At 33.9% G+C, this 14,648-nt stretch carries 12 protein-coding genes; 7 read left to right on the plus strand and 5 right to left on the minus strand.

The window, feature by feature from the left end; translation table 11 throughout:
• The first annotated feature begins 12 nt into the window (after positions 1–12).
• A complete protein-coding gene (locus H601_RS0113050) occupies positions 13–1,674 on the plus strand; it encodes a sodium/sugar symporter (RefSeq protein ID WP_026711899.1) in 1,662 nt (553 codons plus the stop codon).
• A gap of 448 nt (positions 1,675–2,122) precedes the next feature.
• Here the strand turns inward: H601_RS0113050 and H601_RS15845 are convergent, their stop codons facing one another.
• The gene (locus tag H601_RS15845) at positions 2,123–2,977 is read right to left on the minus strand and encodes a leucine-rich repeat domain-containing protein (protein WP_051220761.1); all 855 of its coding nucleotides are present in this window, start codon (positions 2,975–2,977) and stop codon (positions 2,123–2,125) included.
• A gap of 300 nt (positions 2,978–3,277) precedes the next feature.
• Between H601_RS15845 and H601_RS0113060 the strand changes: the two genes are divergently transcribed.
• From H601_RS0113060 to H601_RS0113075, 4 genes are all read left to right on the plus strand, one after another.
• Entirely contained in the window at positions 3,278–4,345 is a 1,068-nt protein-coding gene (locus H601_RS0113060; RefSeq protein WP_026711900.1) for an efflux RND transporter periplasmic adaptor subunit, read from the plus strand.
• Between the two features lie 10 nt (positions 4,346–4,355).
• Complete coding sequence (locus H601_RS0113065) at positions 4,356–7,427, plus strand: efflux RND transporter permease subunit (RefSeq protein ID WP_026711901.1); 3,072 nt, start codon at positions 4,356–4,358, stop codon at positions 7,425–7,427.
• A gap of 11 nt (positions 7,428–7,438) precedes the next feature.
• Entirely contained in the window at positions 7,439–8,743 is a 1,305-nt protein-coding gene (locus H601_RS0113070; RefSeq protein ID WP_026711902.1) for a TolC family protein, read from the plus strand.
• Between the two features lie 67 nt (positions 8,744–8,810).
• A complete protein-coding gene (locus tag H601_RS0113075; protein ID WP_342663362.1) occupies positions 8,811–9,290 on the plus strand; it encodes a DUF1761 domain-containing protein in 480 nt (159 codons plus the stop codon).
• On the opposite strand, the gene H601_RS0113080 is transcribed toward H601_RS0113075, so the two are convergent.
• The gene (locus tag H601_RS0113080; protein ID WP_026711904.1) at positions 9,287–9,565 is read right to left on the minus strand and encodes a 4a-hydroxytetrahydrobiopterin dehydratase; all 279 of its coding nucleotides are present in this window, start codon (positions 9,563–9,565) and stop codon (positions 9,287–9,289) included. The genes H601_RS0113075 and H601_RS0113080 overlap by 4 nt on opposite strands.
• 89 nt (positions 9,566–9,654) lie before the next feature.
• Here H601_RS0113080 and H601_RS0113085 point away from each other — a divergent pair, with 89 nt between their 5' ends.
• Positions 9,655–10,803: a peptidogalycan biosysnthesis protein gene (locus H601_RS0113085; protein WP_026711905.1), complete on the plus strand. Its 1,149-nt coding sequence runs from the start codon at positions 9,655–9,657 to the stop codon at positions 10,801–10,803.
• Here the strand turns inward: H601_RS0113085 and H601_RS0113090 are convergent.
• Together H601_RS0113090 and H601_RS0113095 are read right to left on the minus strand one after the other, a co-directional pair.
• Positions 10,796–11,182, minus strand: a complete 387-nt coding sequence (locus H601_RS0113090; protein WP_026711906.1) for a DUF4345 domain-containing protein — start codon at positions 11,180–11,182, stop codon at positions 10,796–10,798. The genes H601_RS0113085 and H601_RS0113090 overlap by 8 nt on opposite strands.
• An 11-nt stretch (positions 11,183–11,193) precedes the next feature.
• The gene (locus tag H601_RS0113095; RefSeq protein WP_026711907.1) at positions 11,194–13,101 is read right to left on the minus strand and encodes an ABC-F family ATP-binding cassette domain-containing protein; all 1,908 of its coding nucleotides are present in this window, start codon (positions 13,099–13,101) and stop codon (positions 11,194–11,196) included.
• 66 nt (positions 13,102–13,167) lie between these two features.
• On the opposite strand from H601_RS0113095, the gene H601_RS0113100 reads away from it, so the two are divergent.
• The gene (locus H601_RS0113100) at positions 13,168–13,557 is read left to right on the plus strand and encodes a DUF983 domain-containing protein (protein ID WP_026711908.1); all 390 of its coding nucleotides are present in this window, start codon (positions 13,168–13,170) and stop codon (positions 13,555–13,557) included.
• Here the strand turns inward: H601_RS0113100 and H601_RS0113105 are convergent.
• Entirely contained in the window at positions 13,554–14,606 is a 1,053-nt protein-coding gene (locus H601_RS0113105; protein ID WP_026711909.1) for an NAD(P)/FAD-dependent oxidoreductase, read from the minus strand. The two genes, H601_RS0113100 and H601_RS0113105, sit on opposite strands and share 4 nt — an antisense overlap.
• Positions 14,607–14,648: the final 42 nt, after the last annotated feature.

Genomic DNA, 14,648 nt, shown 5'->3' on the forward strand with positions numbered 1-14,648 from the left:
CAACCAAACCTTATGAAAAACGGATTTGAACTCATTGATTATATTGTATTTATAGGCTATGCTCTATTGATTTTAGGTGTCGGTTTATGGATGTCACGCACCAAAAAAGGGCATCAAAAAAATGCAGAAGATTATTTTTTGGCGAGTAAATCCTTGCCGTGGTGGGCCATTGGAACTTCTTTAATTGCCGCCAATATTTCAGCTGAACAATTCATAGGAATGTCCGGTTCCGGTTTTGCGGTAGGATTAGCCATATCTTCTTATGAATGGATGGCCGCCATTACGCTAATCATTGTGGGGAAATTTTTTCTACCCATTTTTATCGAAAAAGGAATTTATACTATTCCGGAGTTTGTAGAAAAGCGATTTTCTACCAATTTAAAGACCATATTAGCAGTATTTTGGGTGGGATTGTATGTTTTTGTCAACATTACCTCAGTACTTTATTTAGGAGCTTTAGCAATGAATACCATCATGGGTGTTGATATGATGTGGGCGATAATCGGTTTATCCTTATTTGCCGCTGCTTATTCCATTTATGGTGGATTAGCGTCCATTGCTTGGACGGATGCTATACAAGTCGTTTTCCTGATTTTTGGTGGATTGGCTACCACCTATTTGGCTTTAAATACGGTTTCAGAAGGACAAGGTCTTTTGGAAGGTTTAGGTATTATTTATGACAAAGCACCGGAAAAGTTTTCTATGATTTTGGATGATTCCAACCCTGAATACATGAATCTTCCCGGCATTGGTGTCTTACTCGGCGGAATGTGGGTTGCGAATCTATATTATTGGGGATTCAATCAATATATCATTCAACGGGCGTTAGCGGCTAAGTCATTAAAAGAAGCTCAAAAAGGTATCTTATTAGCTGCATTTTTAAAATTACTGATTCCGTTTATTGTGGTAATACCAGGAATTGCCGCATATGTGATAGTGAATGACCCTGAAATGTTGTCTCGTTTAGGGGCTGAAGGTTTACTAAACATTCCGAGTGATGGTGCGGCAGACAAAGCCTATCCGTGGTTAATTCAATTTTTACCGGCAGGTTTAAAAGGATTAGCCTTTGTTGCTTTGACAGCTGCGATAGTTTCTTCTTTGGCTTCGATGTTAAATTCTACTTCTACCATTTTTACGATGGATATTTACAAACAATATATTGATAAAAATGCGAATGACCGCAAAACAGTAGCGGTTGGAAGAATTACTTCTGCGATAGCTTTACTCATTGGGGCAATTGTAGCACCACTTTTGGGGGGAATCAATCAGGCGTTTCAATTTATTCAAGAATATACCGGAGTGGTGAGTCCGGGAATTTTAGCCATTTTTATTTTAGGCTTATTTTGGAAAAAAACTACAAATAAAGCAGCCATTTGGGGTGCGTTATTATCCATACCGATAGCCATGTTTTTTAAAGTGGGACCGAAAGGTTGGGCATCAGGTGGTGCTTTGGAAAATGTATTTCCTAATTTGCCATTCTTAGATCAAATGGGTTATACAACATTGATTACGATGGGAATAATTGCCGCCATTAGTTGGAATCAAAACAAAGGGAAAGACGATAAAAAAGGTTTTGAATTACAGAAAGAAACTTTTTCAACGAGTTCTTCCTTTACGATTAGTGCTTTTGCGGTAATGATTGTATTGGCGTTTTTATATGCCTTCTTTTGGTAGTTTTCAGTTGTCACATCGCACTAATAGAACACGGATCTAAAGGATTAAATAAATTAATTTGTCTTGTCCTAAAATAGATTTACACAAATTACATTCTGAGTTTCAATTTCTATTCAAGAATTAATATTGTTAGTCATCTTTTAATACTTGAAAGTTAGAAAATAATTGACTAATTGACACATTTTCATATTGACACATCGCTCTAACAGAACACGGATCTAAAGGATTAAATAGATTAATTAGATTTTATTCGCTTTGCGAAAATAGATTTACAAAGATTCCATTCTGAGTATCAATTTCTATTCAAGAATTCATCTTCCAATTCATCTTGATTACTTGAAAGTTAGATTTTAATTGTCGAATTGACAAATTGCCCAATTGACAAATAAAAAAAACTTGTCGATTGGGGCGGCAAGTTTTTTGTTGGGGTTGGTATTTGTATTGGAAATTAATCCGGAGTACCTACTACTCCAGTATTGTCAGTAAGCAACGGTAAACGAACCGCCACTCCTTTATCGTTTAACATAGTCATTTGGAATGTATCTTTTTTAGCTAATGTATAAGATATTAATCCATTGAATTGATTGTAAGAGATATTCAACTCGTTTAAGTTTTTCAATTTTTCTAATTCAAAAGGAACTTGGCCAATAAAATTATTTTCAAATAAACTTAAGTTTTGTAATGATGTTAAGTTTTCAACTTCGTATGATAATTTACCCGTGAAATTATTGCTGTTTAACATCAACACTTTTAAACTTTTAAGTGTGTATAATGTAGAAGGTAATTCACCTGATAATTGATTATTAAATAACGATAAATTTTCTAAACTAGATAATTTACCAATTTCTTTCGGTAAAGCTCCGGTTAACGAATTCATGTATAATTCAAGAACTTTTAATGATTTTGCATTACAAAGCGAAACAGGAATAGCACCACTTAATCTGTTGAAAGAAATATTTAATGTATGCAACATTTGTAAATCTCCAAATGACGCTGGAATGTTACCAGTTAATTCGTTTTTGAATAAATCAATTACTTCGATTGATTTTAATTGACCTAGTTCAGCAGGAATGGTTCCTTTTAAATTATTGTTAGGAAGAGAAAGTCCAACTACTTTATCATTTTTAATTTGAACACCATACCATTTTGATGGAGAGATGGTTAAATCCCATTTGATTTTCCATTGACTACCATTTGTAGTTTCATGGAACTTTAACAAGGCAGCTTTTTCAACTGATGAAATTTCAGCATACGAAAAAACAGATACCAAGCAAAGCAACAAGGAGTAAGTAAAAGTTTTCATGTTTATTAAATTTGGGGTTTGATGGAGTAAATATAATACAACAAACCGACAATAAGCAAATAAAATCGATGAAATGCATTTATTTATGTGATAATAAATCCAATTCTTACATAAAAAGAATGTATTTAGAAGGGCGATTCGAATTTATTTGAAGTGAAATACATGTGATAAAAAACTAATTTTATTTGCAAAATTGTTATAATTCTTATTTAAATGTTAAATAAAAATTAACCTAAAAAGCTACCAATTATTAATCAACTAAATTTGTCAATCATAACATTGATATTACTACTCTTTACAATGAAGTTAAAAAATACACTTTTATTTATCGTTATTGGCGGATTGCTCGCACTAATCATTTATAGAATTTTGAGCAATAAAGAACAAGCTGAAAAAAATAACCCAATGATGGGTGGACCTAAACCACCGGTTAACGTTCAAGGTATCATTTTAAAATCACAGCTCTTTGCTAATGATTTACAAGTTTCAGGTTCGATTGACGCCAATGAACAAATTGAATTGAGAAGTGAGGTTTCCGGTGTAATTCAATCGATAAATTTCATTGAAGGGGGTAACGTTTCAAAAGGTCAATTATTGATAAAAGTGAACGATGCTGAATTAAGAGCTCAATTGATTCAAGCCAATTCAAAACAAAGTTTAGCGTCTGAAAACGAACGAAGAGCAAAACTACTTTTACAAAAAGAAGCCATCAGTCAAGAAGAATACGACATTACGTTTGCAGAATTAGCTTCTGCCAGAGCACAAACTCAATTTATTCAATCACAAATTTCCAGAACGTCAATTGTTGCTCCTTTTTCAGGTAAAATCGGATTGCGTTCTATTTCACCCGGAGCCTATGTTACACCTACTACGCTAATTGCAAAATTAGTGAATAATGACAAAGTAAAAATCACTTTTTCAATACCGGAGAAATATGCCGGTTCAATAAAAAAAGACGGAACGTTACAATTTACCGTTTCCGGTAATACTGAAAAATTTAGTGCAAAAATTTATGCTCTTGAACCTTCTGTTGAACAATCTACACGAACATTACAAGTTAGAGCCCTTGCTGATAATTCGAAAGGAATATTATTACCCGGAACATTTGCCAATATTTCTTTGCCATTAGAAGAAATTAAAGACGCTATTTTAATTCCGACAGAAGCGATTATTCCGATTCAAAATGGTAAAAAAGTATTTGTAGTTGCCAACGGAAAAGCAAAAGAAGTTATCATCGAAACCGCAGTTCGTACCGAGAAAAGTATATTGGTAACTTCCGGTTTAAAAACCGGTGATACGCTCATTACTACCGGAATTATGGCTTTGAAACCGGATGCTCCAGTTCAACCCAATATCATTCAAAACTAAATCGAATCACATGAGTTTATCAACCATAAGCATCAAACGACCGGTTTTAGCCATCGTAATGAACCTCATGATTGTGTTGTTCGGAATAATCGGCTACACCTATTTAGGCGTTAGAGAATTTCCGTCGATTGATCCGGCACAAATTACAGTTCAAACCAGTTATACCGGAGCCAATGCCGATATTATTGAATCACAAATTACCGAACCATTAGAAAAAGCCATAAATTCTATCGATGGTATTCGGAATATTTCCTCCACTAGTGCACAAGGTTCGAGTGTCATCAATATTGAATTTAATTTAGATAAAAATTTAGAAGAAGCTGCCAATGACGTAAGAGATAAAGTTTCGCAGGCGGTTAGAAGTTTACCACAAGATTTAACCGCACCACCGGTCGTTTCAAAAGCAGATGCCAACTCTGATCCTATTTTGACCATGACCATGAAAAGCGACAACAAAAATGTGTTAGAGCTTACTGATTATGCCGAAAATGTTATTTTACAACGTTTACAAACCATTCCGGGTGTAAGTAGTGTTCAAATTTGGGGACAACGAAAATATGCCATGCGGTTATGGATTGATCCGGTGAAATTAGCTGCGTATGGTTGCACCGCATCAGATGTATTAAATGCCTTGAACAAACAAAACGTTGAGCTACCATCCGGAAAATTAACGGGAGATAACACTGAATTAAGTGTAAAAACAGTTGGAAATTTAACTACTGAAGAAGAATTCAACTCTATTATTGTAAAGTCAGAAGGAGAAAAAATTGTTCGTTTACAAGATGTAGCAAAAGCCAGTTTAGAAGCAGAAAATTTAGAAACCCGATTAAGTGATTCCGGTCAAACTATGATTGGTTTGGCTATCACTCCACAGCCGGGCACTAATTATCTGGATATTTCTGAAGAATTCTACAAACAATATGAATTACTTAAAAAAGATTTACCAAAAGAATTTGAATTAAATGTAGCCATCGATACAACCATTTTTATCAAAAAAGCAATTCTTGAAGTAGCTGAAACACTTTTGATTGCTTTGTTATTGGTAACGTTGGTTATTTATTTATTCTTTAGGGATTGGGCCATAGCGTTTCGCCCCTTAATTGATATTCCTGTTTCCTTGATTGCGACCTTTTTCATCATGTATATTTGTGGATTTTCTATTAATGTACTGACGCTTTTAGCGATTGTTTTAGCCACCGGATTAGTGGTGGATGACGGAATCGTTGTTACCGAAAATATATTCAAAAAAGTAGAAGAAGGAATGACACCTATTGAGGCTGCCGTTAAAGGTTCAAACGAAATCTTTTTTGCGGTTATTTCCATTTCGATTACGTTGGCAGCTGTTTTTCTTCCGATTATCTTTTTAGAAGGATTTGTTGGGCGACTTTTTCGAGAATTTGGAATTGTCATTGGTGCGGCGGTACTCATTTCGGCATTTGTTTCTTTGAGTTTAACTCCTATGTTGAACGCTTATTTAATGAAAGGCGGAAAACAAAAACGTTCCAAGTTTTATGAAATGACAGAACCTTTTTATGAAAACCTGAACAAAGGATATGCTCGTTCGTTAGAAAATTTCATGAAAAGAAAATGGTTAAGTTTCCCGATTTTGATTCTTTGTTTGGGACTTTCGGTATTGTTTTACAACATTTTACAAAAAGAAACAGCTCCGTATGATGACCGAAGCATGATTCTGATGAATGTAACCGGACCGGAAGGAGCTACTTATGACTATATGGATCGATTTATGCAAGATTTATCACAAATGATAACCGATTCTGTGCCAGAGAAAAAAGTGAGTTTGATTGTTACTTCTCCCGGATTTATTGCCGGTTCTGTAAATCGAGGTTTTGCCAGAATTTCGTTGATTGATCCTAGCGAAAGAGAACGAACACAAAAAGACATTACCCAAAAACTCACCGGAAATAGTAAAAAATATAACGACATAAAAATTTCTGTTTCAGAACAGCCAACTATTTCTGTCAATCGACGAGGTGGTTTACCGGTTCAATTTATCATTCAAGCGAAAAATTTTGAAATGCTGGAAAAAAAGATTCCGGAATTTATGGAAGAAGCCTCAAAAGATCCAACATTTGCCATGACGGATGTCAATTTAAAATTCAACAAACCCGAAATTTATATCACTATTAATCGTGAAAAAGCAGAATCTTTAGGTGTTTCTGTTTTGGATGTAGCTCAAACGATTCAACTTTCGCTGAGCGGACAACGTTTTGGCTATTTTTTAATGAATGGAAAACAATATCAAGTTATTGGTCAATTTGACAAAAAAGATCGAGATCAACCTTTGGATTTAGCTTCAATATTTGTTCGAAATAAAAGTGGTGATTTAATTCAATTAGACAATTTAGTTACGATGGAAGAACAAAGTAGCCCACCGCAATTGTTTCACAACAATCGTTATATGTCTGCCACCGTATCTGCAGGTTTAGCTCCCGGAAAAAGCATTGGCGATGGAATTGAAGCCATGGAACGCATCAAAGAAAAAGTCTTAGACGATTCATTTACGACTGATTTAGGAGGAGAATCGAGAGATTTTGCAGAAAGTAATTCGAATACTATGTTTGCTTTTGGATTGGCTTTATTATTAATTTTCCTCATTCTAGCCGGACAATTTGAAAGTTTCGTAGATCCTTTTATCATTATTCTTACCGTACCAATGGCAGTTGCCGGAGCTTTATTTTCACTTTGGTTATTTGGTCAAACGTGGAATATTTTTAGTCAAATTGGAACAGTGATGTTGATTGGATTAGTAACCAAGAACGGAATTCTAATTGTAGAATTTGCCAATCAATTACGAGAACAAGGAAAATCAAAATACGACGCTGTTATGGAAGCTTCTGAATCCAGATTACGTCCGATTTTAATGACGAGTTTGACGTTGGCGTTGGGTGCGATGCCCATTGCAGTATCCATAGGTGCTGCCTCACAAAGCAGAATGGGAATGGGAATAGTTATTGTTGGCGGAACCATATTTTCATTAATCTTAACTTTATATGTCATTCCGGCTGTTTATTTGATGTGGTCAAGAGAAAAAAAACACCGTCCGGAATTTGACAATTTATAACCTTTTAAGCCATGAAAAATTCACTATTCTTTATAGTATCCTTTTTTTGTTTTTCCGTTTGGAGTCAAAACAAACCAATTTTAACTTTAGAAGAGGCAATTTCAAAAACACTTTCTAATAATTATGACATTCGAATTGCTAAAAACGATTTGAAAATTGACGAAGTAAATGTAACTGCCGGTAATGCCGGTATGCTTCCACGAGTAACGGGAACTGTTTTAAACAATAATACGATTTTAAATCAAACGCAAACGCAGGCGAGTGGAAATGAAATTGAAATTGACGGTGCCAGAAATATAAATATCAATTATGGTGTGGGAATTGATTGGACCATTTTTGACGGATTTAGAATGTTTGCTCGTCATAACCAATTAAAAGAACTTCAAAATTTAGGAGCTACAGAATTAAAAATTGCCATTTTAAATCGTGTAAGCATGGTGTATCAAACCTATTTTACTTTGGTAGCTCAACAACATCAATTGAAGGCTTTTGACAGTATTATAACAGTATCTGAATTTCGAGTAAAAACAGCCAAAAATCGATTTGCTATAGGCAAAGCATCGAAGTTAGAAGTTTTAAATGCAGAAGTGGATTTGAACACCGATTCATCTGCAAAAATTCAGCTTACAGAACAATATAAATTACAAAAAATTGCGTTAAATGAATTAATTACACAACCTTTAGATACTGATTTTGAAGTGATTTCTACTTTTAGTGTAGATCAAACTCTTTTGTTGACCGATTTAATTCCTTTGGCAGAAAAACAAAATCCGCAATTGCAATTGCAATTTATTCAGAAAAAAATTCAGGAATACGAATTAAAACAAGTTAAAGCCAATCGATTGCCAACAGTTAGTGTGCAAGGTGGTTATAATTTGGTTCGTTCACAATCACCTTTCGGGTTTATTACTGAATCAACCGGACGAAACTTTACTTACGGATTTTCTGCTTCCTTAAACATTTTTGATGGTTTCAATCAAAATCGAAATGAAAAAGTGGCCAAAATTCAATTGGAAAACACTCAATTTCAAATCGAAAGACAATCACAGATGGTCCAATCGCAATTAACGGCATTATATCAAACGTATCTTTCGAATGTTTCCCTTTTTGAATTGGAAAAGAAAAACGAAAATCTGGCAAAACAAAACTTAGAGATTACACTTGAAAAGTTCAAAATTGGTTCAGTTGCACCGATTGAATTTAGAACAGCTCAAGAAAATTATGCCAATGCCGTTATTCGACTAACGAATGCAGAATTGAATTGCAAACAATCTGAAATTAGTTTGAAAGAATTGGCCGGAAACTTAACATTTTAATTTTGAAAAAGATATTGATTAAAAGAGTAACTTTGAAATACTAATCAATAACTTATATCAAATGGAAATGAATTTTTACGCAATTTTAGTTGCAGCAATATCTACCCTATTGGTTGGATTTGTATGGTATGGTCCGTTATTTGGAAAAGCTTGGATGGCTGAAACCGGATTTACGGAAGAAGAATTAAAAAAGGGAAGCATGGTTAAAATCTTCGGATTAACATTTGTCTTCTCTCTTTTTTTGGCTATGATTATGCAAGTTCTTTGCATTCATCAATTTGGACCATTAGGCCTAATTGGCGGTCCTGATTTTATTGAGACAGCCAAACCTTCCTATGCTGCATTTATGGCAGATTATGGTAATGCATTTCGTACTTACAAACACGGAGCATTACATGGTTTTATGTCGGGATTGTTTTTGGCGTTACCATTGGTAGCTGTCAACGGTTTATTTGAACGTAAATCTTGGAAATACATTTTCATTCATGCCGGTTACTGGACCGTTGTCATGACGATTATGGGAGCAATTGTTTGTGGTTGGGTTTAATACAACTCATCAATTTCAGTAGCTAAAGCAAAGTCTTTATCCGTTACTCCACCACAATCATGGGTGGTTAATCGAATAAAGACTTTGTTATATACATTCGTCCAATCCGGATGATGATTTTGTTTTTCGGCTACCATTCCAACTTGTACCATAAAAGCCAAAGCCTCAGAAAAATTAGTAAAAACAAATGTTTTACAAATGCAATTTTCTTGAAATATCCATTCTTTCAAGCTTTCTAATTTTTGCTTTGCAGAAATTTCTAAATAGGTTTTCATTGGTTTTTTATTTATATAAAGTTAAATAAAATTGTAGTTCGCAAACAAACTTTAACTTTATTCCCTTAATTCAAAATTTAAAAATTCTTTTGACGAGCTCTTTACATTTTAAGATTCAAACTTCCACTTCCGAATTAAACCAAGATTGGAACACATTGGCTCAATCCACTATATTTTTACAAACAGCTTATTTGAAAATATTAGAAAATGCAGCTCCTCAAAACATGACTTGTTATTTTATCAGCCTATTTGAAAATGATAGGTTGGTTGGAATTGCCCTCGTTCAATTTTTAGATTTGAATAAACTTTCGTCTTTTGGAGAACGTGATAAATGCGTTAAAAAATCAATTCGGAATGTAGTTTTCAGGAATTTTTGTTCTCATGTTTTATTCATCGGAAACAATATGCTGACGGGTCAAAATGCTTTTCAATTTCATGCATCATTTGACCCAAAAAAAGGTGTTGAACTTTTGCAAGCAGCCGCAGAAGAAATTAAAAAAACACTCAAGAAAAAAGGAATAAAAGTACATATTACTACTTTTAAAGATTTTAATGAACTAGAATCAACTCAGTTTTCTGTTCCCGCATTTCAATCGTATTATCGTTTTTCTACTCAACCCAATATGATTTTTAAAGCCGACCCAAACTGGCATACTTTTGATGATTATGTTTCGGCACTTTCCAAAAAATATCGAGATCAATATAAGCGTTGCAGAAAAAAAGCAGAGGGCATTCACAAACAAAAAATGAATTTAGACGACATTTTAGCTTACGAAGAAACGATTTATGCTTTATATCATCATGTGGCTCAAAATGCACCTTTCAACACCTTCTTTTTGCCTAAAAACCATTTTAGCGAATTGAAAAAAAATCTCAAAGATTTGTTTTTATTTTATGGTTATTTTGAAGATGGTAAACTGATTGGCTTCAATACGTTGATAAAAAACGGCAACCAAATGGATACTTACTTTTTAGGCTACGACGAAACCATACAGCGGGAAAAAATGTTGTATTTAAATATGTTGTATGACATGATTGCCTATTCTATCAACAAAGGTTTTAAGGAAATCATTTTTGCTCGAACCGCATTGGAAATCAAAAGTTCAGTTGGTGCCAAACCTGAGGAAATGTTTGGGTATATCCATCATTCCAATTCGATTATCAATTCCAAAATGGATAAATTATTTTGCTATTTAGAACCTAAAACAGAATGGCAAGAACGGAATCCGTTTAAATAGATTGGTTATATTTTTGGTACTGATAAAAAGCAAAAATTCCAAGAATTGCTTCTCCAAAAAAACCATAGAAAAATAAATCAGAAGATTTTCCATCTAGGAATAAACTTAGCAATCTTCCTAAAGCAATTCCACTCATAAAAAAAGCATTGGATAGTGTGGCAACTTTCCAAAAAATTGGCTTTACGATTCCTAAAATCCATAGTAAGCTAAACGAAAGATATAATCCCATTATTGCTCGAAATACACTTTTTAAATCCGCTGTTTTTATTTCAAAATCAAAAAAAGAAGGCAAAATTTGTTCCGGATTCGAGCCATAAATGAAGGCAGCAGGTATTACGATAGCTACTGATACTATTAAATGTACATTCTTTCGATTCACTTTTAAGATGATTATAAAGATTCTATTTCAAGCTGAACTGTTTCCCAGTCTTCTAACAATTTGTCAAGTTCTTGTTTTTTCTTGTTATACGCCACAAAGAAATTGGCGTCTTCAATGTGTTTGTCGTAATTAGAAGCCAAAGCTTTATCGTCATTTTGAATATCAATCTCAAGTTGTTTGATTTGACTTTCAATTTTGCTTAAACGGTTTTGTAGTGATTTAGCTTTCTTTTGGTCTTCATACGAAACTGATTTATTTTCTTTTGAAGCAGAAGTCGTGACAACATCTTTTTTCTCAATTTCACGCATGTTCATTGCGTTACGTTGCTCTAAGAAGAAATTAATATCGCCTAAATATTCTCTAATTTTTTGGTCTTTAAATTCATACACCACATTGGCCATTCCTTGCAAGAAATCACGGTCATGTGACACTAAAAGTAAGGTTCCTTCATATTTTTGAAGTGCAGCTTTTAAGACATTCTTAGATTTAATATCCAAGTGATTGGTTGGCTCATCCATCAACAAAACATTGATGGGTTGTAACAACAATTTACATAAGGCCAAGCGGTTTCTTTCACCTCCTGAAAGCACTTTCACTTTTTTCTCCACGTCATCTCCACGGAATAAAAAAGCACCAAGCATGTCGCGAACTTTAGAACGATTCGTATCAGTAGCCGCATTTATCATAGTGTCTAACAGCGTAATTTCTCCATCCAGATATTCCGCTTGGTTTTGAGCAAAATATCCCAACTGTACGTTGTGTCCGAGTTTAATCGTTCCATCATATTTGAATTCGTTTACGATGGCTTTGATAAAAGTAGATTTTCCTTGACCGTTTTGACCAACAAATGCAATTTTACTTCCTCGTTCAACCAATAAAGAAATGTCTTTTAAAATGGTTTTATCACCATAAGCTTTAGTAACATGTTCTGCTTCAATAACGACTCTTCCCGGGGTTTGAGAAACCGGAAAAGAAATATTCATCACAGAATTATCGTCTTCATCTACTTCAATACGCTCTACTTTGTCCAATTTTTTAATTAAGGATTGAGCCATGGAAGCTTTAGAAGCCTTGGCACGAAATTTTTCGATTAATTTTTCCGTTTCTTCAATTTTCTTTTGCTGATTTTTTTGAGTCGCCAATTGCTTTTCGCGAATTTCTTCTCTCAAAACCAAATATTGAGAATACGGTTTATTAAAATCGTAAGCTTTTCCGAGTGAAATTTCGATGGTTCGATTGGTTACATTATCCAAAAACATTTTATCGTGAGATACAATCACCACTACTCCGGGAAAGTTACGTAAGAAGCTTTCTAACCAAATGATACTTTCAATATCTAAGTGGTTAGTAGGCTCATCGAGTAACAAAATATCATTGGATTGCAAGAGTAATTTGGCCAATTCAATTCGCATTCTCCAACCACCTGAGAAGGTTTCGGTTGCATTATTGAATTCTTCTCTTTTGAAACCCAAACCTAATAAGATTTTTTCGGTATCTCCTACATAATTATAGCCACCTAACACTTCATAATGATGGGTAACATCGCTTAATTCATCAATTAATTCTGAATAGGACTGACTTTCATAATCGGTTCGAGTGGCCAATTCATGATTGATTTGTTCAATTCTTTTTTCGGTACGTTTAATTTCTTCAAACGCTTGATAAGCCTCTTCTAAAACTGTTCGACCTTGTTCAAAATCAATGTCTTGTCGAAGGAAACCCATTTTAATTTCCTTTTCTGTGGCAATACTTCCTGAATCCGGTTTCATATCACCTGACAAAATTTTGAGCATAGTAGATTTACCGGCACCGTTTTTTCCCACCAACCCTACTCTATCACCTGCTCCAAGACGAAAAGTAACTTCTTCAAATAAATACGTACCACCAAAGGAAACCGATAAATTGTGTATGTTCAGCATAATTTTGTGACTTATGTTACATTGTGTAATCTTTGAAAAAGATACCTTTGTATAAAATTTTTGCAAATGTTAAAAAAAGGATCCAAACTGAATAGCATTTTAACAGGAAGTTGTCCAAAATGCCAAGAAGAAAGCATGTATAAAGAAAAAAATCCCTACAAAATGGGAAAAGTATTTGATATGCATGAAACGTGTAGCCATTGTGGGACTCGATATCAAATGGAACCTTCCTTTTTTTATGGAGCAATGTATGTGAGTTATGGAGTTAGTATTGCTTTTGCAGTTGCAGCTTTTATTATTTCGAATGTATTTATTGGATTAGGATTAATTCATTCCTTTATAGCAATTGTAGCAACGTTAATTTTCACTTTCCCAATCATCTTGCGATTGTCACGAAACATTTGGATCAATATGTTTATGCATTATGACAAAAATTGGAAAGAGCAAAAACATTAATCCCAAGTTATTTTTTTAAACCGTTTGATATCGATTTCTTTTGGCAAAGGAGTTTGATGTTCTATGTTTTCAAACAAAGCTTTTGCCATAGCAGGAGCTAACATCACGCCACGTGTTCCTAAACCATTAAGCACATGAAGATTTTTGTGTTTTGGATGCGTACCAACCATAGGACGACGATCTTTAACTGTTGGTCTTACACCGGCTAAATGTTCTACTATTTCAAAATCAAGATGTAAAATTGATTTAAGATTGTTGAGTAATTCTTGTTTACCTTCCTCAGTCGGTGTAGCCGTTTTATCCTCCCAATTATACGTTGCCCCAACCTTGTACAAATCATTTCCTAAAGGAAGAATAAAAACAGAAGATTTAATAATAACATCCAAGTTTAAATTAGGACACTTGATGATTAACAATTCTCCTTTTGTTCCATCCAGTGGCAATTGATTAAAAAATGGATTTGCAAGCAATCCAAAGCCTTCTGCAAATATGATATTCTTGAATTGAAGCGTATCGTATTCAAGAAAATTGTCTTCAATTTTTAAATTATGATAATCAAATGTTGAAGAAATAAAAGCTTCTTTAGATTTTAAAAAAGTTTGAAAATTTTTCACTAACGATGCAGTATCAACATATCCGGATTGAAGCACTTCACCAAAACCAAAAGATGCATCAACGCCTTGATAATTTCTATATTGAAGATGGGTTGAAAGAAATGGTGCTAAAAGTGGTTTATCTGCTGCAACAAACCAATTATTTTGTTCCTCAAAAGAAAATAGTTTTCTATAAATGGGTAATTTAAAATCAAATTTAGTTTTGAATTGTTGCTCAAAAGATTCATATACATCAACTGCTAATGTCAATTGTTTTTGAGCTTGCCAAACTTCACTGAATCGTTTTAAGATAACCGGATTATATAAACCACCGGCTATGATGGAAGAATTCTGAGAATAATTTTCAATTACCCTAATGCTTTTATTATTTTTGAGAGCTACGTCTGCAAAACAAATACCTGCCAATCCAGAACCAACAATTAAATAATCAATCATGTTACAAAAATAAAAAACTCTTACCGAGATGGTAAGAGTTTT

Origin of the sequence: Flavobacterium filum DSM 17961, assembly GCF_000425465.1 — a bacterium.
Taxonomy (GTDB): Bacteria; Bacteroidota; Bacteroidia; order Flavobacteriales; family Flavobacteriaceae; genus Flavobacterium; species Flavobacterium filum.